General features: G+C 66.4%; 22 protein-coding genes and 1 pseudogene. 11 read left to right on the top strand and 12 right to left on the bottom strand.

Features of this window, described 5'->3' with window-relative positions; translation table 11 throughout:
* Positions 1 to 77: 77 nt before the first annotated feature.
* Positions 78 to 530: a general secretion pathway protein gene (locus ACZK2G_RS12555; protein ID WP_295377827.1), complete on the top strand. Its 453-nt coding sequence runs from the start codon at positions 78 to 80 to the stop codon at positions 528 to 530.
* A gap of 90 nt (positions 531 to 620) precedes the next feature.
* Here the strand turns inward: ACZK2G_RS12555 and ACZK2G_RS12550 are convergent, their stop codons facing one another.
* Entirely contained in the window at positions 621 to 956 is a 336-nt protein-coding gene (locus tag ACZK2G_RS12550) for a hypothetical protein (RefSeq protein ID WP_012511246.1), read from the bottom strand.
* Positions 957 to 1,157: 201 nt separating this feature from the next.
* Between ACZK2G_RS12550 and ACZK2G_RS12545 the strand changes: the two genes are divergently transcribed.
* From ACZK2G_RS12545 to ACZK2G_RS12520, 6 genes are all read left to right on the top strand, one after another.
* Entirely contained in the window at positions 1,158 to 2,774 is a 1,617-nt protein-coding gene (locus ACZK2G_RS12545; protein WP_478473488.1) for a ShlB/FhaC/HecB family hemolysin secretion/activation protein, read from the top strand.
* Positions 2,775 to 2,812: 38 nt separating this feature from the next.
* Positions 2,813 to 4,597, top strand: a complete 1,785-nt coding sequence (locus ACZK2G_RS12540) for a DUF2341 domain-containing protein (protein WP_295377834.1) — start codon at positions 2,813 to 2,815, stop codon at positions 4,595 to 4,597.
* A gap of 10 nt (positions 4,598 to 4,607) precedes the next feature.
* Complete coding sequence (locus ACZK2G_RS12535; protein WP_005409874.1) at positions 4,608 to 5,021, top strand: ExbD/TolR family protein; 414 nt, start codon at positions 4,608 to 4,610, stop codon at positions 5,019 to 5,021.
* Between the two features lie 39 nt (positions 5,022 to 5,060).
* Positions 5,061 to 5,726: a TonB family protein gene (locus ACZK2G_RS12530; protein ID WP_136637921.1), complete on the top strand. Its 666-nt coding sequence runs from the start codon at positions 5,061 to 5,063 to the stop codon at positions 5,724 to 5,726.
* 42 nt (positions 5,727 to 5,768) lie between these two features.
* Positions 5,769 to 7,514 carry a putative porin gene (locus ACZK2G_RS12525; RefSeq protein WP_478473487.1) on the top strand — a complete coding sequence of 582 codons (1,746 nt, stop codon included), beginning with the start codon at positions 5,769 to 5,771 and terminating at the stop codon, positions 7,512 to 7,514.
* Between the two features lie 97 nt (positions 7,515 to 7,611).
* Positions 7,612 to 7,941 carry a hypothetical protein gene (locus tag ACZK2G_RS12520; RefSeq protein WP_046986976.1) on the top strand — a complete coding sequence of 110 codons (330 nt, stop codon included), beginning with the start codon at positions 7,612 to 7,614 and terminating at the stop codon, positions 7,939 to 7,941.
* A 131-nt stretch (positions 7,942 to 8,072) separates the two neighbouring features.
* Here ACZK2G_RS12520 and ACZK2G_RS12515 read toward each other — a convergent pair whose 3' ends face one another.
* The 5 genes from ACZK2G_RS12515 to ACZK2G_RS12495 form a co-directional block, all read right to left on the bottom strand.
* Positions 8,073 to 9,467 carry an ABC-F family ATP-binding cassette domain-containing protein gene (locus ACZK2G_RS12515; RefSeq protein ID WP_136637923.1) on the bottom strand — a complete coding sequence of 465 codons (1,395 nt, stop codon included), beginning with the start codon at positions 9,465 to 9,467 and terminating at the stop codon, positions 8,073 to 8,075.
* Positions 9,468 to 9,593: 126 nt separating this feature from the next.
* Positions 9,594 to 9,983, bottom strand: coding sequence for an OsmC family protein (locus tag ACZK2G_RS12510; RefSeq protein WP_032129425.1), 390 nt, complete (start codon positions 9,981 to 9,983; stop codon positions 9,594 to 9,596).
* A 116-nt stretch (positions 9,984 to 10,099) separates the two neighbouring features.
* Positions 10,100 to 10,741: a hydrolase gene (locus tag ACZK2G_RS12505; RefSeq protein WP_046986975.1), complete on the bottom strand. Its 642-nt coding sequence runs from the start codon at positions 10,739 to 10,741 to the stop codon at positions 10,100 to 10,102.
* Positions 10,742 to 10,795: 54 nt separating this feature from the next.
* A complete protein-coding gene (locus ACZK2G_RS12500; RefSeq protein ID WP_478473485.1) occupies positions 10,796 to 11,476 on the bottom strand; it encodes a hydrolase in 681 nt (226 codons plus the stop codon).
* A 71-nt stretch (positions 11,477 to 11,547) separates the two neighbouring features.
* Positions 11,548 to 12,414, bottom strand: coding sequence for a pirin family protein (locus tag ACZK2G_RS12495; protein WP_046986974.1), 867 nt, complete (start codon positions 12,412 to 12,414; stop codon positions 11,548 to 11,550).
* Positions 12,415 to 12,565: 151 nt separating this feature from the next.
* Between ACZK2G_RS12495 and ACZK2G_RS12490 the strand changes: the two genes are divergently transcribed.
* The 4 genes and pseudogenes from ACZK2G_RS12490 to ACZK2G_RS12475 form a co-directional block, all read left to right on the top strand.
* Positions 12,566 to 13,492, top strand: coding sequence for a LysR family transcriptional regulator (locus tag ACZK2G_RS12490; protein ID WP_046986973.1), 927 nt, complete (start codon positions 12,566 to 12,568; stop codon positions 13,490 to 13,492).
* Between the two features lie 199 nt (positions 13,493 to 13,691).
* The gene (locus ACZK2G_RS12485) at positions 13,692 to 14,195 is read left to right on the top strand and encodes an RNA polymerase sigma factor (protein WP_006370408.1); all 504 of its coding nucleotides are present in this window, start codon (positions 13,692 to 13,694) and stop codon (positions 14,193 to 14,195) included.
* Positions 14,196 to 14,277: 82 nt separating this feature from the next.
* Entirely contained in the window at positions 14,278 to 15,234 is a 957-nt protein-coding gene (locus ACZK2G_RS12480) for a FecR family protein (protein WP_478473484.1), read from the top strand.
* Between the two features lie 182 nt (positions 15,235 to 15,416).
* Positions 15,417 to 15,833 (top strand): annotated as a pseudogene (locus ACZK2G_RS12475) (STN domain-containing protein); the annotation flags it as partial.
* A gap of 93 nt (positions 15,834 to 15,926) precedes the next feature.
* Here ACZK2G_RS12475 and ACZK2G_RS12470 read toward each other — a convergent pair.
* The 6 genes from ACZK2G_RS12470 to ACZK2G_RS12445 all read right to left on the bottom strand — a co-directional run bounded on the left by ACZK2G_RS12470 (position 15,927) and on the right by ACZK2G_RS12445 (position 20,637).
* Positions 15,927 to 16,688, bottom strand: a complete 762-nt coding sequence (locus ACZK2G_RS12470; RefSeq protein WP_478473483.1) for a DNA adenine methylase — start codon at positions 16,686 to 16,688, stop codon at positions 15,927 to 15,929.
* 138 nt (positions 16,689 to 16,826) lie between these two features.
* Positions 16,827 to 17,165, bottom strand: coding sequence for a tail fiber assembly protein (locus ACZK2G_RS12465; protein WP_478473481.1), 339 nt, complete (start codon positions 17,163 to 17,165; stop codon positions 16,827 to 16,829).
* 2 nt (positions 17,166 to 17,167) lie between these two features.
* Positions 17,168 to 17,923: a hypothetical protein gene (locus ACZK2G_RS12460; RefSeq protein WP_478473479.1), complete on the bottom strand. Its 756-nt coding sequence runs from the start codon at positions 17,921 to 17,923 to the stop codon at positions 17,168 to 17,170.
* Positions 17,924 to 17,928: 5 nt separating this feature from the next.
* Positions 17,929 to 20,187, bottom strand: a complete 2,259-nt coding sequence (locus tag ACZK2G_RS12455; protein WP_478473478.1) for a hypothetical protein — start codon at positions 20,185 to 20,187, stop codon at positions 17,929 to 17,931.
* Complete coding sequence (locus ACZK2G_RS12450) at positions 20,180 to 20,407, bottom strand: hypothetical protein (protein WP_478473477.1); 228 nt, start codon at positions 20,405 to 20,407, stop codon at positions 20,180 to 20,182. Before ACZK2G_RS12450 ends, ACZK2G_RS12455 begins: the two co-directional genes overlap by 8 nt.
* Positions 20,407 to 20,637 carry a hypothetical protein gene (locus ACZK2G_RS12445; protein WP_478473475.1) on the bottom strand — a complete coding sequence of 77 codons (231 nt, stop codon included), beginning with the start codon at positions 20,635 to 20,637 and terminating at the stop codon, positions 20,407 to 20,409. The genes ACZK2G_RS12450 and ACZK2G_RS12445 overlap by 1 nt, the downstream gene beginning before the upstream one ends.
* Positions 20,638 to 20,645 lie beyond the last annotated feature (8 nt).

Raw genomic sequence — 20,645 nt, 5'->3', positions numbered from 1 at the left:
AAGCGCGGATGATGAAACAAAAGCGTCAGCGACGGCTGCTAGCGTGGGCGGACACGAACGTGGCAATGGTGCGGAACATGGATGGCAGGCGCTGGGATCGCAATCAGGTGTTGACCCTGCTGGCGGCGACGCTGCTGCTGGCGGTGGTGGCCTATTGGGGCGTGACCCTTGTCGGCCAAATACCCTCGGTGGCCGCCAGTGAGGCACAGCCGAATGTGCCTGTGCGGCCCGTGTTCGACGCAGCGGCGAGTCTGCCGCTGGTGCGGCTGCTTTCACCCGGTGCGGTGCAGACAGAAGTGGTCGTGCTGGGCGTGATGGCCGGTGACCACGCGCCACTGGCCCTGCTCTCGGTGGATGGCCGCCCGGCGGAAGCCTATGCCCCCGGTCAGCGGCTGGGTCCATCCACGGTACTGGCCGGCATCAGTGCCAGCGCGGTGGAGCTGCAGCAGGCAGGCCAGTCGCGCAGCCTGCCGGTGCCGGAGCTGCCACCGGTGCCGACCGATGGCATCGTGCCCGCCAACTCCCTGTAGAGCCGAGCCCACGCTCGGCGGTCTTTGCATTCATCGGCGATGCCACGCAGAAGCAGCCGAGCGTGGGCTCGGCTCTACAGCTGCGCAGGATCAGCGCGCCGGACGCTGGGGTACCACCGAACGACCAAAGGCATCGCCCATGCGCTGTCGCGTGCCTTCCAGGTTGTACTGCATCAGCTGGTTGCCGGGCTGCCGCATCAGCCGTTCGGCTTCGGGCAACGCCGGTGACTTCGCAGATTTCGCCGGCGGCGCCAGCTTGCGCTGCAGGCACTCCCAGGCGGGAATCCGTTCGCCGTTGACCTGTACTTCAATACACGGTGCAGCGTCCTCCTGTGTTTTTTGTTCGCCGGCCTGCACCGAGGGCAACACCAGCAACACGACGAAGGCGAGCGCCGGACGACGCCATGTGATCAACAGTCCGCTCATTTCCGATCTCCCGCAGCAGCAAGGGCTCTGCAATGCAGACGTATGGCGTGCGCAGTGTCCGCCTGCGCGCGTTGGCGGACCGTCAAAAGATGACAGTGCTGTCACAAAACTGTTGGCGGCTTTGACGCGACCTACACGTCCTGTTGGTAGACCCACGCGCCGCTCCATGGCCACTTCCTTCGATACGACGCGATGCTTTCGATGACTCCTGTTCCGTGCCGAGCCGTCCACCTTCCCTTGCGCCTGCATCCGCTGGTGCTGGCTCTGGCCGCGATGCCGCTGCCATTGTTCGCACAGGACGCGGCGCCTGCGCCCAGCGTGAACATCAATGAATACATCGTGCGCGGCAACACCGTGCTCGATCCGCGCCAGATCGAACGTGCGGTGGAGCCGTTCCTCGGCCCCGGCAAGACCCTGGCTGATGTCGAGAAGGCGCGCGATGCCGTCAATGCGCTGTACCAACAGGCAGGCTACCAGTCGGTCTACGTCGAGCTGCCCGAGCAGCAGGTCAGTGGCGGCGTGGTGCTGCTGAAGGTGCAGCAGACGCCGATCGGGCAGCTGCGGGTCGTAGGCACGAAGCACGAATCGCCCGAACGCATCCGCGAACGCGTGCCGGCACTTGCCGAGGGCAAGGTGCCGGACTTCGACCAGGCGCAGAAGGAACTGACCGCGCTGAATGAAGGCGGACGTCGCCAGGTGATGCCGCTGGTGCGAGAGGGCCAGGTGCCGGGCACGATGGATGTGGATCTGCAGGTCGAGGAGAAGTCGCCGTGGCGTGCCAGCGCGGCGCTCAACAACGACCACAGTGCCGACACCCAGAAGCTGCGCCTGAGTGCGTCGCTGGCCTACGACAACCTGTGGAAGCGCGGCCACAGCGCCAACATCGGCGTGTATCTGGCCCCGGAAGATACCAAGCAGGCCAAGGTGTTCTCGGCCTCGTACATGATGCCGTTCGAAGGCACGCCGTGGAGCCTGGAAGCGTCCGGCTACAAGTCCGACAGCCGCGTACTGAACGCAGGCGGACAGGTCGGTACCGGCACCGGTACCAACGTGATCGGCAACGGTCACTCGATCGGCGTCAAGCTCAACTATCGACTGACCGGCAGCAGCCAGTGGTGGCGCCAGCTCAGCCTCGGTGTGGACTTCAAGGACACCGAGGAAGACACGCAGATGGGCAAGGAGAGCCTGAAAACGCCGCTGAAGTACGCGCCGATCACCCTGGCATTCGTCGGAGTGCGCCAGGGTGAGCAGGACCAGCTGAGCATCAATACCCAGTTGGTCGCCGGCACCCGTCGCCTGTTCGGCTATGGCAGCGATGCCATCGGCTTCGGGCAGAAGCGCTACTGGGCCGATCCGAGTTTCGTGGCCTTCAAGGCCGATGTGGCCAACACCCACACCTTCGGCAGCGATTGGCAGTGGTACGCGCGCGGCTCGCTGCAGGTAACCGATGCGCCGCTGGTGTCGGCTGAGCAGTTCGCCGCCGGTGGCATGTACACCGTGCGCGGCTATCTCTCGGCCGAGGCGATCGGCGACTACGGCGGCCTGGCCAGCCTGGAGTGGCGTACCCCGGCATGGTCGCTGTGGAGCGGCACCGATCTGCGCGTCTACAGCTTTGCCGACGCGGCCTACCTGCGCCTGCGCCAGCCGCTGCCCGAGCAGCGTGACAAGTACAACCTGGCGTCGGTCGGCCTGGGTGCGCAGCTGCGCCTGGGCGAACACCTGCAACTGCGCCTGGACTACGCCTGGCCCTATGCCGATGGCCCGGTCACGCGCAAGGACGACCCGCGCCTGCATTTCAACATCAGCACCAGTTACTGATCCTTTCCTTGAACATGCGTTCTCCGGAGACCCTTCGCATGGACCGTTTGCTTTCCCGAGTGTTGCTGCTGCTGGCCGCGCTGGTTGCGTTGCCCGCCGCTGCGGCCGATGCCAATTGGTGGCAGGCCGAATGGAAGTACCGCAAGCCGATTACCGTCGACGCCGGCCCGCAGGGTGCGGGCCTGGCCGGTGACCCGGGCCGTACGCCGCTGCTGCTGCGCCTGCATACCGGCAACTTCGGTTTCGACGGCACCCAGGATGCGGGCAATGACCTGCGTTTCGTCTCGGGTGATGGCCGCACTGTGCTGGCCCACCAGATCGAGCAGTTCGATCCCAAGCTGGGCCTGGCCCTGGTCTGGGTGGACGTGCCAGCGGTCAGCGCCGCGGCGCCGCAGACGATCTGGATGTACTACGGCAACGAGAAGGCCCCGGCCAGCGGCAACGGTCAGCAGGTATTCGACCCGGACTACACGCTGGTCTACCACTTCGCCGAAGCCAATGCGCCGGCACGCGACACCACCGCCTACGGCAACAATGCCGGTGCTGTGGTGCCGCCGTCCGAAGGTTCGGTGATCGGCCGTGGCGTGCAGCTGGGCGCAGGCCCGTTGCCGTTGCCGGCCAGCGCCTCGCTGGCACAGGAAGCTGGCGCGCCGTTGACCCTCTCGGCCTGGATCAAGCCGGGCAGCAACAATGCGGCGCAGGCAATCTTTGCCCGTCGCGATGGCGCCTCCGAGCTGGTGCTGGGTATCGAGAACCGGGTGCCGTTCGTGCAGCTCAACGGCCAGCGCAGTACGCCTGCGCAACCAATTCCGGAAGGGCAGTGGGCGCACGTCGCGCTGACGGCGGAGAAGGGCGCGTTGCAGCTGTACCTCAACGGCCGTGTGGTGGCCCAGCTGAGCGGCGAGCTGCCGGCGCTGGGTACCGCCCCGGTAGTGGGCGCCGATGCACCGGGCGCGGTACAGCCTCTGGCCAACTTCGAAGGCGCACTGGATGAACTGCGCATCTCGCGTGTGGCACGTCCGGCGGCGCTGCTGCTGGCCGATGCCACTGCGCAGGGTGCCGACTCGCGCCTGATCAGCTACGGCGCCGATGAGCAGTCGGCCGGCCAGAGCCACTTCGGCTTCATTCTCAAGGCGATGCCGTTCGATGCCTGGGTGGTGGTCGCCATCCTCGGCCTGATGATGCTGATGTCATGGGCGATCATGATCGCCAAGAGCCGCCACTTCGGCCGCACCAGCAAGGCCAACGCGGTATTCACCGAAAGCTTCGGCAAGTTGTCCGGTGTGCCGCTGCGCACTCTGTCCGAGATGGACCGCCAGGGCAAGGCGCCGACCGCGATGCATGACGGCTCGCTGTGGCGCATCTACCAGGTGGCCATCGATGAAATGCAGCAGCGCCACCAGCGTGATGGCAACAGTGGCTACCTGAGCGGCGCCACCATCGCCGCGATCCGTGCCTCGATGGATGCGGTGATGGTGCGCGAGCAGGAAGCGATGGCACGGCGCATGAACTGGCTGTCGACAACCATCGAAGGTGCGCCCTACGTGGGCCTGTTCGGCACCGTGATCGGCATCATGCTGGTGTTCGTGGTGGCGGCGATGGCCGGCGCGGTGGACATCAACTCGGTGGCGCCGGGCATGGCTGCAGCGCTGCTGTGTACCGCAGCCGGCCTCGGCGTCGCGATCCCGGCGCTGTTCGGCTACAACTACCTGGGCGCACGCGCCGAGGCGATCGGCGCAGACATGGCGGTGTTCATCGACGAGTTCGCCGCGCGACTGGCCGAAGAGCAGGACGGGCGCGGCCCGGCCGCGGTCCAGGGCTGAGGGGCGCGCCATGGGCCAGAAGGCGAAGTTCGGCATCAAGAAGCGCGAGAAGGGCATCAACGTGACGCCCTTCGTGGACGTGCTGCTGGTGGTGCTGGTGATCTTCATCCTGACCAGCAACGCCTCCATTCCCGGCATCGAGGTCAACCTGCCGAAGGCCAGCAACAGCGTGGCCCTGGAAAAGCCGAAGACCAAGGCGATCACCATCGACCCCAGTGGCCAGGTGTTCCTGGATGCCTACCCGGTGACGATGGCCGAGCTGGAAGACCGGCTGCGTACCGAACGCGCGACCACGCCAGATTTTCCGGTGATCGTACGCGGTGATGCGCAGGTGCAGTACGCCCGCGTGGTCGAGGTGCTGGACCTGCTGCGGCGGCTGGAGCTGGCCCAGGTCGGCCTGGTCACCGGCAAGGCGCAGGGCTGAGGCATGACGGCCCATCAACCCCCTCGGCCGGAGCCCGGCATGCGCGGTCGCCAGTTGCTGGTGACCGTCGCGCTGGTGCTGGCCGCCTTGCTGGTGCTAGGCATCGCGGTGTGGTGGCTGCTGTTCAAGGACACCGCCAGCACCCGTCGGCCGGTGGTGCAGCCGCCGATGCTGGCACTGCCACCGCCGCCTCCGCCGCCACCCCCGCCGCCGGAAAAGCCGCCAGAGCCGGAAACGCCGCCGGAAGAAACGATGCCCGAGCCGGAGCCGCTGGATCAGCCGACGCCCGCTGAAGAGCCGACGCCGACCCCGGACAACGCTGACCCGGTGACGATGAATGCCGATGCCCAGGCTGGCGGTGACAACTTCGGCATCCAGTCCGGCAGTGGCGGTGGCTCGTCGGGCGTCGGCCGTGGCGGCGCCGGCAATGCCACCTACGGTCGCTACCTCGGCTACCTGATGCAGCAAGCGATCTCGCGCGACGACAAGGTCAAGCGCCTGGCGTTCCAGCTGCAGGTGAATGTGTGGCTGGCCACGGACGGTCGGCTGGAGAAGGTCGAGCTGGTGCGTGGCAGCGGTAACGAGGAGGCCGACGCGGCCGTGCTCGACGCGCTGCGACGCATCGGCAAGGTCGACCAGGCACCGCCGCCGTCACTCGATTTCCCCGCCCGCGTCCTGATCCAGGGCCGCCGGCCCGGGGCCTGATTCCCGACTTCCATGATTCCCCTTCTTTCGATGAGAACCGTGATGAACGACCACGTCCGCGCACGAACCGACTCCCGCCGCCCGCGGCCGGCCCGACGGGCGCTGCTGTGCTGCGCCGTGCTGCTCAGCCTGGCCGCACCGGCCGGTGCGATGGCCGCCGAAACCACCATGGTCAAGCTGATCAAGGGCCTGATCGCCAGTGGTGCACTGAAGCCCGAAGACGGCCAGGCGTTGTTGGTGCAGGCCGAAGCCGAAGCGGTGGCCGCACAACGCACCGCAGCCAGCGGCAGCACGGCCGCCAGCGGTGGCGTGGCCCTGGAAGCCGGCGACGTGCGCGTGCCCTACGTGCCGCAGAGCGTACGCGACGGCATTCGTGACGAGGTGCGCCAGGACGTGATGGCGCAGGCCAAGGCGGAAGGCTGGGCGGCACCCAACGAAGTGGCCGAATGGACCAAGCGCATCAAGGTCACCGGTGACATGCGCGTACGCAGCGAGTCGCGCTTCTACTCCGAGCGCAACAGCGACATCGTGAGCAACTGGGCATCGATCAATTCTGGCAACGGCTTCGATACGAACACCAACACCAACCTGCAGCTGCCGCCGCTGCTGAACACCCGACAGGACCGCCGCAACCTGTGGCGCATCCGTGCCCGCCTGGGCATCGAGGCCACCATTGGCCAGCACACCACGGCCGGCGTTCGCATGGCCAGCGGCAGCAGCAATGGCCCGGTGTCGACCACCGAGCAGCTGGGTGGCGGCCTGAGCAAGAAGGATGTATGGCTTGACCAGGCCTGGCTGGCCTACAGCCCGGCCGACTGGGTGACCGTGCGCGGTGGCCGCTTCGGCAACCCGTTCTGGACCAGTGACACGCTGTTCTCCAACGACCTCAACTTCGACGGCCTGGCCGCCAATCTGAAGTACGACCTCGATGGCGGCGACGTCGGTCTGTTCGCCAATCTGGCGGTGGTGCCGTTGGAATACACCTCCGACAGCTCGCCCAGCCAGAGCCGGGTCAAGACCCCGAACGAGAACAAGTGGCTGTCCGGTGCGCAGGTGGGTGTGAACTGGCACTTCAACGACGACAATGCGCTGCGCGCCGCGCTGGGCTACTACGATTTCAAGAACATCAGTGGTCGCCTGTCCTCACCGTGTGCGCTGTATGCGGGTGCGGTGGGCTGCGACACCGACTGGTCGCGCCCGGTGTTCATGCAGAAGGGCAACACCCTGATGCTGATCCGCGACATCGCCCGCAATCCGCTGGATCCGGCCAACACGCCAACCCCGCAGTATGTCGGCCTGGCGTCGGAATTCCGCCTGGCCACAATGAACCTGCGCTGGGATACGCAGCTGGCGCAGGACATCGGCATGCGCCTGGAAGGCGACTTCATCCGCAACCTGGCTTACGACAAGCAGGCGATGTTCCGCCGAGCCAACAGCGGCATCGTCAACAACTACGGCGCCGGCGGTACTGCCAGCATCGATACCTTCCGCAGCGGCGACACCGCCTGGATGCTGCAGGCCACCTTCGGTGCTACCGAGCTGAAGGAGAAGGGCCAGTGGCAGGCACTGCTGGGCTATAAGCATATCGAGGCCGACGCGCTGCCCGACGCCTACAACGATCCGAACTTCCACCTGGGTGGCAGCAATGCCCGCGGCTACTACGTGGGCGGTGCCTACGCGCTCGACGCGCGCAGCTGGATCAGCGGCAAGTGGATGGCGGCCAAGGAAGTGTCCGGCGCGCCGCTGTCGATCGACGTGTTTCAGCTGGAGTTCAACACCGGCTTCTAAGCGGATGGCGTGATGGGCATCACGCGAAGCGTGGCGGGGGCGCAGCGATGCACCCGTCTAAGGAAAGGAGACCACGCGTTGCACAAAGGAGGAATGGATGAGCCGTCGCAAGCTGTTCGAAAGTCCCGAACCGTCCAGCCAGATGCTGGGTGTTGGACCGGCCTATGTTTCAGTGGAGGGCCTGCGCCAGCACCTGGCCGAGTTCCTGCTGTACTCAGGCCGGCCGGTGGTGATCATGCGCGGGCGCAGCGAAGTGGGCTACTTCCTGCCGGCGCGCTGTTGGCGCCAGCGCGACGATGACCCGCTGGCGGCGGCTGCCGCCGACCAGCTGCTGGATGCGGCCGGTTTCCAGGCCGAGGACATCCAGCAGGTGGAGCAGGAGTTCAACGCCATGCGCCAGCGCACCGTGCTGCATTCGCGGCGCTGAGCCTTACGTAGAGCCGAGCCCATGCTCGGCTTTTCGGGTGGTTGCACGCGAGGTTGGCAACAGCCCCTGCCGTTGCCTTCGGCTCTACAGTAGATCCACGCGGTATGTGGATAGGCCACACCCGGCCGCAGCTACAACGCCAGCACCTGTCCCGGTTCCAGCGCCTGCAGAAACGCGTCGTCATGCGACACCACCACCAACGTGCCCGGGAACACCCGCAGCACCTGCATCAGGTGCATCCGCAGCGTCATGTCCAGGTTGTTGGTTGGTTCGTCCAGAACCAGCAGCGCTGGGGGCTTGGCCGCCATCAATGCCATTGAAAGGCGCGCCCGTTCGCCACCGGACAATGCGGACACGGGCGTCTGCGCCGTGGCATCGCCGCGGAACAGGAAGTCGGCCAGGTGCAGCCGGCACTGGGTCTGGCTCCAGTCCGGCATCTGGGCAGACAGCGCCTGGAGAGGCGTGGCCTGCATCGGCAGGTCCCGGTAGTGCTGGTCGAGCAGGGCGATCTGATCAGCTGGCGGCAGCAACCAGTCACCATCACGGTGGATGCTTGGGTCGCCGCACAGCGCGCGTGCCAGCGTGGACTTTCCGCTGCCGTTGTCACCGGTGATCGCCAGGCGATCGCCGACATCCAGGCGCAGATGCAGTCCACCCAGCACCGTTTCCGTGGCATGCGCCACGCTGGCGTCGGTCAGCTGCACCACCACTCCTTCACGTCGCCAGCCGGCCGGCAACGCGAAGGCAGGCTCGATGATGGTCTCCCGCTGCAGGTCATTGCGACGAGCCTCGATGTCTTCCTGCTGCTCACGGATCAGCAGTTGCTTGCTGCCGGCGGTGGTATTGCCACGGCCGAGCTTGGTGGCTGAACGCACGCCGCCCCACTTGCGCTGTTCCACCTTGCGCACACCGCGTTCCCGCGAGCTCGCGGCGCGCTGCTGTTCGCGCATCAACGCCTCATGGGCCTGGCCGCGCTCCTGATCCAGCTGGCGCAGCTGCCGGTCGCTGGCCTCGCGTCGCTGCTGCAGGTCCGCCTGATAGTCGCGGTAGCGGCCGCCGAAGTGGCTCACGCGCCCGCCACGTATGTGCCAGAGGTCATTACAGAGCGCATCGATCAGGGCTTCATCGTGGGTGGCCACCAACAGCGCGCCATGGAACTGGCGCAGGCGCGCGATCAGCGAGCGGCGTGCACTGCGGTCCAGGTGATTGCTGGGTTCATCCAGTAGCAGTACGTCGGGGTCGGCATCAAGCGCGCGGGCGAGCGCATGGCGCATCTGCTCGCCGCCGCTACGAGAGGAGTCATCGAGCACGTGCTGCGGCACGTAGGCGATGCGTGCGCCATTGCGCCGGATGATGGTCCCGCCACTGGGCACCAGAGTACCGGCCAACATCTGCAACAGGCAGCTCTTGCCGCTGCCGTTGTCGCCGATCAGGGCGATGCGGGCACCTGAGGGCAGGTGCAGGTTGATATCGGCCAGCAGGGTGCGGCCGTTGAAATCCAGATCCAAAGCATGGGCACGTAACATCGCGTGCGGTCCTCCTGTTGCTGCGCGCTCACTGCATCCGAACGCGGACGCGCAGCTTGGAACAGGGGCGAGGCCGGAACAAGCGAGGAACCGGCCAAGATCCGCCGCAGGTGGGCCAGACCTGCTTCAGCCGCGCTCGCTGGTGATCCGTGCGCCCTCGCGCATCACCAGGGTCACCGGGGTCTTCTCCACCACTTCCAGCAGACGCTGCCACTGTGCATCGCTCAGTTCAGCGCTGGCGTGCAGCACGCGATGTACGTGGAAGCGCCCATCCTCGTCACGCTCAGAGCGCAGCTCGGCATGAAACTCGCCCAGTTCCCAGCCCTTGCGTTGTGCATACATGCGCAGGGTGATGGCGGTGCAGGCCGCCAGCGAGGCAAGGTACAGATCGAACGGCGCGAAGCCCTTGCCCTGGCCGCCGAGCGATGCCGGCTCGTCCGCGTCCACATCAAAGCTGCCATTGCTGATGTGGTGCAGGTAGTTGTCGCCGGTCGAAACAATGCGTGCGTAGGCCATCGGAGTCTCCATCTGTCTATAGCGTCGAGCCATGCTCGACCAATCCACTGTAGAGTCGAGCCGTGCTCGACTGCTCCAAAAAGGCGGCGCCAGGCAAGGCCAGCGCCGCCACGAAATCACTCGGTACGATCGTACGAGAACTGAATACCCGCCGTACCACCGGTTTCGATGAAGAGGTTCATGAACGCCGGCACCGTTTCCGAACGGGCCCAGTCGCGCTGCAGCTCGCAGAACAGCTGCGGCACGCTGATCAGCTGGCCACCGGCCTGTTCGATGCGGCGCAGCGCGGCATCGTGTGCCGCCAGCGAAGTGCCACCGACGGCGTCGACCACCACATACACCTCATAGCCTTCCTTCAACGCATCCAGGGCCGGGAAAGTCAGGCAGGCCTCGGTCCACAGTGCGGTCATGATCAGCTTGCGGCGGCCGGTGGCTTCCACTGCCTTGCGGAACTCGACGTCCTCCCAGGAATTGATGGTGGTGCGGTCGTAGGTGGGGTAGTCGGTCAGAACCTTGCGCAGCTGCGGAATCGGCGGCTTGTTCAGGCCGGTCTTGACGTTGACCGTCGAATGCACGATCGGCAGCCCGTAGGCCACTGCGGCCTTGGCGGTGCCGACGATGTTGTTGACCAGCAGCTGGCGGTCCATCGAGGCGATGGAGTTCACCTGCACCGGCTGGTAGTCGATGATGATGAAGGCGGAATTCTGCGGGGTCAGCAGGTGGTCGCTGGCCGGGTCGCGGATGGGTTCACTGGACATGGTGGGTCTCCGGTTGGGAGGGGGCCGGCGGCTGGCCGGCACCCCGGGGGCAGCTCAGCTGCGCTGCGAATCCAGCTGCTCGTGGTTCTTCTGCACGTCCTGCGCCTTCAGGTAGCTCTCGATCAACAGCTGGTAGTTCGGGAAGATCTTCGTGTAGACCTCGGCCCACTGCTGGGCATCGTCGCGGTTCCAGGTGCGCTGGATCTCCGAGGCCACCGCGGCGGTGTCCATCGGCACCACGCCGGCCTGCACTACGCGGGCCAGGGTGATCTCTTCGGCCATCTTCGAATAGGTGCCCGAGGCATCGATCACAGCGAACACCTGGTAGCCATCGGCCACGGCGGCCATCGACGGGAAGGCCATGCACACGCTGGTGATGGTGCCGGCGATGATCAGCTGCTTGCGGCCGGTGGCCTTCACTGCAGCAACGAATTCCGGGTTGTCCCAGGCGTTGATCTCACCCTTGCGCGCCACGTACTGCGCATGCGGGGCCGCGTCGTGGATCTCCGGGATCAGCGGACCGTTCGGGCCCTGTGGAACCGAGGCGGTGGTGATCACCGGCATCTTCGCCAGCGTGGCCATCTTCGCTAGCGCAGTGGCGTGGGCGCGCACGCTGGTGAATGGCATGTCACCGATGGTCTGGAACAGGCCGCTCTGGTGGTCGATCAGCAGCATCGCGGCGTTGTCCGGATCGATCACCGGGCGGGCACCGTTGAAGTTGGCGGGGGTACTCATGGTCAGTCTCCTGGGGACGGTGGGCGATGGCCCGCTGGCGCGACGGGTCATCACCCGCCGCGCGGAAGCGCTCAGTGCGCGATCTGGCCGAAGCGGCCGCTGTTGAAATCGTTGACCGCCTGGCTGATCTCGGCCTGGCTGTTCATCACGAACGGGCCGTAGCCCACCACCGGCTCGTCGATCGGCTCGCCGCTGAGCAGCAGCAGGGTGGCGTCGCTGTCGGCGTCGACGAACACGTCCTCGCCGCTGCGGTCGAAGGTGACCAGCTGGGCTTCGCCGACCGGCTGGCCGCCGTTGACCCTGACCGAACCCTTCAGCACCACCAGCGCCAGCGTGCGGCCATCGGCCACCGGTAGTTCGGCGTGTTGGCCCTGCTGCAGGCGGATGTCCCAGACATCCATCGGCGTGTGGGTACGTGCTGGACCGGCGTGGCCGTCGAAGCGGCCGGCGATGACACGGACGCGGCCGGCGCCATCGGGCAGCTCCACCGAAGGGATCTGCGCATCGAGCAGGGTCTGGTAGCCCGGTGCGCCCATCTTGTCGCGGGCCGGCAGGTTCACCCACAGCTGCACCATGTCCAGGGTGCCGCCGCGCTTGCTGAATTCCGGCGTATGGAATTCCTCGTGGAGAATGCCGGAGGCAGCGGTCATCCACTGCACGTCGCCCGGGCCGATGGTGCCGCCGGCGCCAGTCGAGTCGCGGTGGGCGACCTCGCCCTCATAGACGATGGTGACGGTCTCGAAACCGCGATGCGGATGCTGGCCGACCCCGCGCGGGGTATCACTGGGGGCGAAGGTGTAGGGGCCGGCATAGTCCAGCAGCAGGAACGGGCTCAGGTGCTGGCCGTGGGTGTTGTAGGAAAACATCGAGCGGGCGGGGAATCCGTCGCCCACCCAGTGCGGGCGGGGCGCGCTGTAGGTACCGGTGACACGCTTCATGGCGATCTCCTGGCCGGGGCTGCCGGCCGCTGTTCTTCGTTGAGGGAGACGATATCGCCGCGACAATAGGGTCGGTAGACGCCAATATTTGCCGTCATAGTCCTATCTGGTGAACAATGGGTGCGCGCCTTGCGTCACAGGAGATCGCCCCGTGTTCATTGCTGATATCCGCCGCTGCGACCTCAACGACCTGTTCTACTTCGCGATGGTGGTCGAGCACGGTGGCTTCTCGCAGGCCGGCCGGGCGCTGGCCATGCCGAAGTCGAAACTGAGCCGGCGCATCGCGCTGCTGGAGGAGCGTCTGGGCGTGCGGCTGATCCAGCGTTCGACCCGGCGCTTTTCAGTCACCGAAGTCGGCCAGGACTACTACCGCCACTGCAAGGCGATGCTGGTCGAGGCCGAGGCCGCAGAAGAAGCCATCGCGATGTCACGCGCCGAGCCGCGCGGCACCATCCGCCTGGCGTGCCCGATCGCGATCCTGCATGCGCGCATCGGCGTGATGCTGGCTGACTTCCTCGCCCTGTATCCGCAGGTGACGGTGCAGTTGGATGCCACCAATCGCCGCGTGGATGTGGTGGGCGAGGGCGTGGATGTGGCGATAAGGGTGCGGCCGCCGCCGCTGGAGGACAGCGACCTGGTGGTGCGCGTGCTGGCACGCCGGGTCTGGTGTACCAGCGCCAGCCCGACACTGCTGGAACAGTTGGGCACACCGCAGGTGCCGGCCGATCTTGCGGTGATGCCGACGGTGGACCTCGCTTCGGCCAGCCAGCAGCACGCCTGGGAGTACACCGGGCCCGACGATGTGCTGGCCAGCGTGCACCATCGCCCGCGCCTGGTCAGCGATGACATGATCGCGCTGCGTGCGGCGGCGGTGGCCGGGGTCGGGTTGCTGATGCTGCCGCGGATGATGATCACCGATGAGCTGGACAGTGGCGCGCTGGTGCCGGTGTTGACGGAGTGGGTGCCGAAGCACGGCATCGTGCACGCGGTGTTTCCGTCGCGACGTGGCTTGTTGCCGGCGGTGCGAGCGTTGATCGATTACCTCGCCGAACGCTTCGAGGCGCTGGACGAACCGTAGGCCCTTCATCCACGCATGCACGCATGGCGTGGCTCTCCTGTAGAGCCGGGCCCATGCTCGGCTGCATCTGCGCCAAGGGCAGCCGAGCGAGGGCTCGGCTCTAAAAGGCTTTGCTTGCCGCCTGCGGCCGCGCGGCCCACAATCCACGTCCGGACCGTCGCCATCACGCCCATCATTCCCCGGTCCGGCCTTGGCACCTATGTCTCCCAATGCCCTGGCGCTGGTCGAGCTGTTGATCCGCGAGCGCCGTGCGTTGTCTCGCTTCATCGCGCGCTATCTCGACCCGGCCAGTACCGAGGACACCCTGCAGAACCTGTACCTGAAGGCCAGCAGCGTGCCCGGTGATCCACCGATCCTGGAGCCGCGTGGCTATCTGTACCGGATGGCCTATCACCATGCGCTCAACCGCAGCCAGGCCGACGCCCGCGAGCGGCGCGCGATGGCCGAGTACGCCGCCGACATGGCCGAGGCCGGCCACGATGGCGAGGCGCAGGCGTTGGACCAGGCACAACTGCGCGAGATCACCCAGACCATCCTCGCGCTGCCGGCGCAGGTACGCGAGTGCTTCGTGCTCAACCGCTACCTGGGCCTGAGCGAGCGGGAAATCGCCACTCGGCTCGGCATTTCCAAGAGCCTGGTCGGCAAGCATGTGCTGCGCGCGGCGCTGCTGATCCAGCAGCATCAACAGGGAACGCGCCGATGACCGGCGATTGCCGTGGGCAGATCGCGCCCGCCGTTGTCACAACAGGAAAGCGCACCCGTTCGCGGTGCGGCAGGCCACAACCATGACCACGTCCGAACCCTCGCCGCGTCAGGCCAGGCAGGCGTTGCGCTGGGTGATCCGGTGCAGTGCAGGCCCGCTGCCGGAACGCCAGCAACGAATTCTGCAGCGCTGGCTGCAGGCCGACCCCCGCCATGCGCTGGCCTGGCGCCAGCAGCAAGCCTTCTGGCAGGGGTTGGATGCCGCCGGGCCCGAAGTGCTGGCGGCGCTGCCTGAACTGACCGCCGACCGCCAGGGGTTGCGGCCGATCGCACCGCGTCGCCGCCTGCCTTGGCTGCTGGCCAGTGCAGCCGCAGTGGTGCTGATGGTTGCCGCTGCGCCGCACGCGCTGCTGCTGGCACGCAGTGACCTGCGTAGTGGCGATGCGCCACGCGTGGTGCAGCTGGAAGACGGCAGCATCGCCGTGCTCGATGCGGGCACCGCGCTGGCGCTCGAGTTCGACGGCCAGCAGCGTCGCCTGCGCCTGCTGCGCGGCCAGGCCTGGTTCCAGGTGGCGCACGAGGCTCGTCCGTTCCAGGTCGAGGCCGGGGGCGGCCGGGTCCGTGATATCGGCACCGCCTTCAGCGTGTCGATGCAGGACACCACGGTCACCACCCAGGTCAGCGAGGGTGCGGTCGACGTGCGTCCGGGCGATGGCAGCGTACAGCGCCTGCATGCGGGGCAGTCGCGGACGTTCCGTGACGGCCGCTGGCTGCAGCCGGTGCGGCTGGAAGATGCCGAGGCCATGGCGCCGTGGCGGCGTGGTGAGGTCGCGATCGACAATCTGCCGGCCGCGCAGGCCATCGCCGATCTGGCGCGCTATCGGCGTGCACCGGTGTGGGTACTGGGCGGGCAGGGCGCGAACGTGCGGGTCAGTGGCCTGTTCCACCTGCAGCAGCCGGAGACCGCTATTGATGCCGTGGCCACACAGGCGGGACTGCGCGTGCAGCGCTTGCCCGGTGGCGCGTTGGTGCTGTGGTGAGGTGCAGCCGGTTCATGGCGGAATACACGGCATGAAAAAAACATGAAAAAACCGTGGGCAGTCGCCACACGCGGCTGTCTATAGAGGTATAGCCAGAGCGAAACACCGTTTCTTCTCAAGCCAGACACACCACCGGCACCGGATGTGCCCGTGGTCCAGCCACGCTTGAGGAGTTCCTGTCCATGCCGTCCACGGCATCTGCCTGTCATCGCCGCGCCACCGTCCTGGCTCTGGCCATCTCTACTGCATTGCTGCCGCTGGCCTGGGTCCCGGTCGTGCAGGCGCAACCGGCGGTCGTCGCGCCGTTGCGCCAGTACACCATTCCGGAACAACCCCTGGCCGACGCCGTGCGTGCCTTTGGCCGCCAGGCCGATGTGCAGGTGGTGTTCCGCAGCGATCTGGTGGAAGGCCGGCGCTCCAGTGCTGTGCAGGGTGAGTACAGCCAGATGCAGGCCCTGCAGCAGCTGCTGCGCGGCAGCGGCGTACGTGCGCAGCGTGGCATGGACGGCACCTGGAGCCTGCGTGCCGCAGCGGAGGCGGGTGAGGGGGAAGGGGTACGGGTGACCGAAACACTGGATGTAACGGCGCGCGATAAATCGCCCGCCACACGTGAGATAAACGGTGGGGCGCTCATGTTGCGCCCACGGGAATGAAATTGCACGGGGCGGAAACCGCCCCGTGCCCCGGCCTGACTACCAGGTCGTGTAGATCAACTCCCGCCGCTGTACCGCCTGCCGGCCGATCGTGTAGCGAATCGGCACCACTCGGCACCTGAACTGGCCGAACACCTCCCGCATGGCCGGGTGGTCGTTGATCGTCAGGAGGGCAGCGCCGCGCTGCCCGGCCATCTGACGCGCCAGCTCTTGGTACTGCTCCATCCCAAAGGGAGTGCCATACCCCTCAGTCTCCCAGTACGGCGGGTCGAGGAAGAACAGGGTATCGGCGGCATCGTACTTAGCCATGCACTGCTGCCAGGCGAGGTGCTCGACGGTGACCTTGTGAAGCCGGAGGTGCGCAGCGCTCAGATCCTCTTCAATACGCAGCAGATTGAGGCCCTTGCCGCCCCGGCCGAAACCGGGGGTCTGGCCAGTCGCCTTGCCACCCCAAGCCAGTCGCTGCAGGTAGTAGAAGCGTGCAGCTCGCTGGATATCGGTGAGGGTTTCCGGATGCTGGAGCTGGCACCAGCGGAACATTTCCCGGCTCGTCAGGGCCCATTTGAACTGCCGGACGAACTCCTCAAGGTGGTTGGCCACCACCCGGTAGAGGCGCACCAGCTCACCGTGGCAGTCATTCAGTACCTCGGCCTTGGCCGGCTCTCTCGCGAACAGAAGAGCAGCGCCACCGGCGAAGGCCTCGACGTAGGTTCGGTGGGGGGCGTCGGCCACCGGGGGCAGCAAGTGGGGCAGCAGGCGGGTCTTCCCGCCCGGCCAGGGGAACAGCGTGGTCGTCTTCATTCTCAGCCTCTGCGATGGGTCTGGGCGAGGCTTGTCTCCCCCGCGCGGGGAGCAGGGCCTCGGCCAATAGCACGCGGGCTGTACGCGTGTGTTGCGGCGCCAGGCTGACAGTTGCAGCTGCCAGCCTGGCGCCCTGTTCTAATTGCCAGTGACGCCCGGCGGGGACACGCTGGCGGCGCCTGCCGGCAGGGTCGGCGGCACCGGCCAGCCGCAATCAGGAAATTCCGGCTGGGCGGGCAGATCGCGCAGCTTCTGGCGATACGCCGCCAGCGCCGCCTTTAGCTCAGGCGTCAGCTGACAGTCTTCCCCTTGGGTCCAGTCGCTGGCTCGCAGAAGGGCAACCCGCTGGCGCCGAGCCTCGTCGCCTCTGATCGTGACCAGCAGCTGCTGCGGGAGCTGTTGGACTCGCGTCTCGCCGGCGGCCAGGGGCATGCTCTCGTCAATGACGCGGAAGCTGTGGCTGGTGATGGCGTACATGATCAGCGCTCACACGCGAAGCCAACCACGTCGATGTACAGGCCGCCGTTGGGCGTAGCACCGTATATGTAATCAACCTGTTGGTTCGCGCTGGTGGGGAAGGTGATCAGGTTGCTGGACGCCGAGCCACCGGGCGGAACACCAATGATGCTATCCAAGGCAGCTCCAGGCACTGACAGGTTGCAGTAGTAGTCACTGGCGGTGTTGGAGACCTGCAGAATTGCATGGGTGGCGGTGACCGGCATGGCCGGTGCCAGAGAGACAGTGGTCCTGGCCGTTTGTTTGCCATTGCTGAGACAGCGCAAAGGCGGGCTCGGGTTGGAGACAAGCCAGCGCTGCTCTCCCAAGCTGTCGACGATGAACGGAATAAGGGCGGCAGTTGCGGGCAACGTCTTGACACTACCGAGATACCGTCTAGAAGGGTCACCGGTCTTGGCGCGTGCCGAGCCGCTGTATGGAGAAGCTGGGGCCGTGGCCACAGCCTCGATCGCGGGCGTCGCGCCATTGAGGTACAGATAGAGGTGGTACCAGGTGTTGGCCGCAAGCGTCATACCGCTGAGGGTCAGCGCGGCCGGAGCCTCAACCGCCCGCTGCAGCGAGGGAATCCAGGCACTGCCACTGGAAACGCGAATGGAAGCCGGCCCCACATACTCCATGCGCAGACCGAGGATGTGACCAGCCATCGTCCACAGGCCGGCCCCGGCCGCGACCGAGGCCGTACTGGCAGCGGCGAGTTGGGAGAATTTGACGTCAGGCATTGGGGTTACTCCAGGATGATCGGGTCGCCGGCTTCCGTGACGATGCGGTCGCCCGCTTCGGTCACCAGCTGTGCGCGGTAGAGGAAGGTGTGCTGCAAGCGCTGCCAGCTGGTGAAGCCGGCTCGTACGGCCTCAATCTCCACCCGCAGCGTCTTGCCTCCACTGCCGACCGGCGGCAGGAAGCTGTCGGTCGCGGATGTGATGTCCGTCTGAGTACGCACCAGGGTGTTCTCCAGATACCAGCGGGCGGTGTAGGTGGTGCCTGGCTCTGGGCCAATGCTGGATTGCTCGGAATCCACCAGCTGGTCAGCCTGCAGGATGCGATCGCGATGGGCCCAGGTGGCCACCACGGTGCCGTCCGTACCCCAGGCCTCGGCCGGATAGGTGTCGCCGTTGATGCGCAGCCTGCCCGGTGGATACGGCCGGATCTGGCGGCGCTGCAGCGTCAGCGAAATCGTTGTGGCGAGGCCGGGGTTCAGCTCGCCCTGGCTGGTGCGGGTGACCAGCTTTGCCTGGGGAGATTCGTTGGCCAGGTACTCGCGGCCATCGAATCCGACGTATTCGTCGGTGAACCACACCCGCGTGCCCACGGCATGGGGCACCGGCACGGTGTCCACGCAGCCACGGGCCACGGTCAGCGTCGCCGCCACCGGGTCGATCGATACCACCCGGACCAGTTCATCATCGATCAGCGCCTCGGTGCCGACCTCAACCATGTCCAGGCTGACGCCGGCGGACAGGGCGATGGCCGTGGTGGTGGCCGTCATTGCGGTGATCAGTAGGCCGGTGGGGGCGAAGTCGGCCGTACCCGCCTCGGCGAAAGCAGCGTTGCCCAGTCGGGTCTGCAGCGTGTAGCCGAATGCCACCGAGGAAGGCCGCACGCCGATCGAAGTCAGGTAGCCGACGTCCGGCGACAAGGCAGCGAGATCCGGCGCCCCGAGCGTAGTGGCCAGGTCGCGATAGCTGGCCTCCTGCAGGCGCTGCACCGTGACCGGCTTGGGTTTGGTGTCCGGCTCGACCCAGGCGCTATCTGAGGGCTGGATGTAACTGGCGGCGGCCATGCCGGCAACGTCCTGGCCAACAGTCAGCACCACGGCCGTCTCGGTCTGCGTGCCTTCGTCCACGTCCAGGATCCGCACCGGCATGCGCGCTACGCCGCGCCGTGGCCACGACAGGGCGCGCACCTGGCCACGCTTGAAGGGGCCAGCATCGCGCCGCACCCGGATCTTCACCCTGCAGGGCAGACTGCTCACCGCCGCCACCTCGCGCGCCGCGACGCGGCCGGCCAGCGTGGCGTTCCACAGGCCTGGGTAGTTCTTCCGGCTGCTGACCACTCTGCCCTGGGCCTGCACGCTGGCGAGATTCTGATAGGTGACCGCAGCGTCCTTATTGGTGGCGATATCGCGATAGACCACCGTGATCTCGTTGACGCTGTTGTCCAGCATCGGCTGTTGCCACTCCATCAGCTCGATGATCTGGCCAGGACCAATCTCTGCCAGTGCAGCCGGATCGTAGTCCGGGCGCACCAGGACCAGCTCGGTCAACCCCGTCAACGTGTCCTCGATGCGCATGCCGCCGATGTGGTCGCACACCATGTCCATGAACTCACCGGCAGGGACCGACTTGGACCACTTCAAGCACAGGCCAAACCCTTCAGCCTTCAGCACCTGGGCTGCGGCGAGGAAGCTGGCCTCGTTGATTACGTCGACCGGGTGGCCCATACCCTCGGTACGGACCTGATAGATGATGTGGGCCGGATTCATGCCCTCATCGATCTGCACCAGGTCGCCTCGCCATACACCGTTCTTCCACCCTTGCTTCCAGCGGGAGACCTTCTTGGTCCAGTTCTTGATGTAGGGGTTCATGGCCGACACCTGGCCATTGAACACGGTGGTGAACAGGCCGCGCGCCGCCGGCCAAGGCCCAGGCACCAATGACTGAAGGTAGGTGCTGGGCATCTGCGTGGGCTCGCCCATGCGCACCTCCAGCGTGCCGACAATCCCGCCTTCACCCTTGTCACCGCCGAACACCTCGGGGGCGAGAATCGTGATGGATCGCGAGGTGGTGATCGGGCCCGTGGCCGGCACCGTGCGGGGCACATTCATACCGAAGATCTTGGTCCACACCGTCTGTGCGCTGCCGTCCCAGACGGTGCGATCGCCGACGCGGATTTCCCGCAGCGCATCCACCGGACCCAGGCATTCGCCAAAGTAGATGCCCATGTAGTAGCGATAGCCGACGGTCTGCTTCTTGCCACTACCCACGGCTGGCCTCCTCGCGGGCGATCGCGGCCAGGCGCCGGGCGAAGGCATCGTCCAGGGCTTCGAACTGCTCTACCGGCAAGCCTTCGTCCAGGAACTGGCGCAGATCCAGTCCATGCCGGTCCATCCACGTACGGATGCCGGCAGCGCACAGCACCCCGCTGTGCTCGCCCAGCTTGGCGGCGCGCGCGTGCTCAACGGTGACCAGAACGGGGCCGCCCATTACTTCTTACCGCCCTTGACCTTGATCGGCGTAGTGCGCAGATCCCCGTAGAACAGCACGTTGGGGTCATCGATCCAGTTCGTGCCGAAGATCATTGCGCACTCGCGACCATCCTCGACGGTGGGCACGTTGAAGTCCTCCAGCGCCGCTGGCTTGGGCACGGCCGGCTTCGCACGGAACACCACGCTCACGACCAGCGAAACCACCAACGCGGCTATCTGAAACCACATGCTCTATC

The organism is Stenotrophomonas sp. 107298_Sma (genome assembly GCF_056480345.1).
Note: the sequence above shows the minus strand (reverse complement) of the source record. Positions and strands in the feature narration are given on the sequence as shown.

What these genes read in the sequence shown, in the direction of transcription:
- ACZK2G_RS12555 (WP_295377827.1), top strand. Translation starts at nt 78, where the DNA reads ATGGATGGCAGGCGCTGGGATCGCAATCAGGTGTTGACCCTGCTGGCG.
- ACZK2G_RS12550 (WP_012511246.1), bottom strand. Translation starts at nt 956, where the DNA reads ATGAGCGGACTGTTGATCACATGGCGTCGTCCGGCGCTCGCCTTCGTC.
- ACZK2G_RS12545 (WP_478473488.1), top strand. Translation starts at nt 1,158, where the DNA reads ATGACTCCTGTTCCGTGCCGAGCCGTCCACCTTCCCTTGCGCCTGCAT.
- ACZK2G_RS12540 (WP_295377834.1), top strand. Translation starts at nt 2,813, where the DNA reads ATGGACCGTTTGCTTTCCCGAGTGTTGCTGCTGCTGGCCGCGCTGGTT.
- ACZK2G_RS12535 (WP_005409874.1), top strand. Translation starts at nt 4,608, where the DNA reads ATGGGCCAGAAGGCGAAGTTCGGCATCAAGAAGCGCGAGAAGGGCATC.
- ACZK2G_RS12530 (WP_136637921.1), top strand. Translation starts at nt 5,061, where the DNA reads ATGCGCGGTCGCCAGTTGCTGGTGACCGTCGCGCTGGTGCTGGCCGCC.
- ACZK2G_RS12525 (WP_478473487.1), top strand. Translation starts at nt 5,769, where the DNA reads ATGAACGACCACGTCCGCGCACGAACCGACTCCCGCCGCCCGCGGCCG.
- ACZK2G_RS12520 (WP_046986976.1), top strand. Translation starts at nt 7,612, where the DNA reads ATGAGCCGTCGCAAGCTGTTCGAAAGTCCCGAACCGTCCAGCCAGATG.
- ACZK2G_RS12515 (WP_136637923.1), bottom strand. Translation starts at nt 9,467, where the DNA reads ATGTTACGTGCCCATGCTTTGGATCTGGATTTCAACGGCCGCACCCTG.
- ACZK2G_RS12510 (WP_032129425.1), bottom strand. Translation starts at nt 9,983, where the DNA reads ATGGCCTACGCACGCATTGTTTCGACCGGCGACAACTACCTGCACCAC.
- ACZK2G_RS12505 (WP_046986975.1), bottom strand. Translation starts at nt 10,741, where the DNA reads ATGTCCAGTGAACCCATCCGCGACCCGGCCAGCGACCACCTGCTGACC.
- ACZK2G_RS12500 (WP_478473485.1), bottom strand. Translation starts at nt 11,476, where the DNA reads ATGAGTACCCCCGCCAACTTCAACGGTGCCCGCCCGGTGATCGATCCG.
- ACZK2G_RS12495 (WP_046986974.1), bottom strand. Translation starts at nt 12,414, where the DNA reads ATGAAGCGTGTCACCGGTACCTACAGCGCGCCCCGCCCGCACTGGGTG.
- ACZK2G_RS12485 (WP_006370408.1), top strand. Translation starts at nt 13,692, where the DNA reads ATGTCTCCCAATGCCCTGGCGCTGGTCGAGCTGTTGATCCGCGAGCGC.
- ACZK2G_RS12480 (WP_478473484.1), top strand. Translation starts at nt 14,278, where the DNA reads ATGACCACGTCCGAACCCTCGCCGCGTCAGGCCAGGCAGGCGTTGCGC.
- ACZK2G_RS12470 (WP_478473483.1), bottom strand. Translation starts at nt 16,688, where the DNA reads ATGAAGACGACCACGCTGTTCCCCTGGCCGGGCGGGAAGACCCGCCTG.
- ACZK2G_RS12465 (WP_478473481.1), bottom strand. Translation starts at nt 17,165, where the DNA reads ATGTACGCCATCACCAGCCACAGCTTCCGCGTCATTGACGAGAGCATG.
- ACZK2G_RS12460 (WP_478473479.1), bottom strand. Translation starts at nt 17,923, where the DNA reads ATGCCTGACGTCAAATTCTCCCAACTCGCCGCTGCCAGTACGGCCTCG.
- ACZK2G_RS12450 (WP_478473477.1), bottom strand. Translation starts at nt 20,407, where the DNA reads ATGGGCGGCCCCGTTCTGGTCACCGTTGAGCACGCGCGCGCCGCCAAG.
- ACZK2G_RS12445 (WP_478473475.1), bottom strand. Translation starts at nt 20,637, where the DNA reads ATGTGGTTTCAGATAGCCGCGTTGGTGGTTTCGCTGGTCGTGAGCGTG.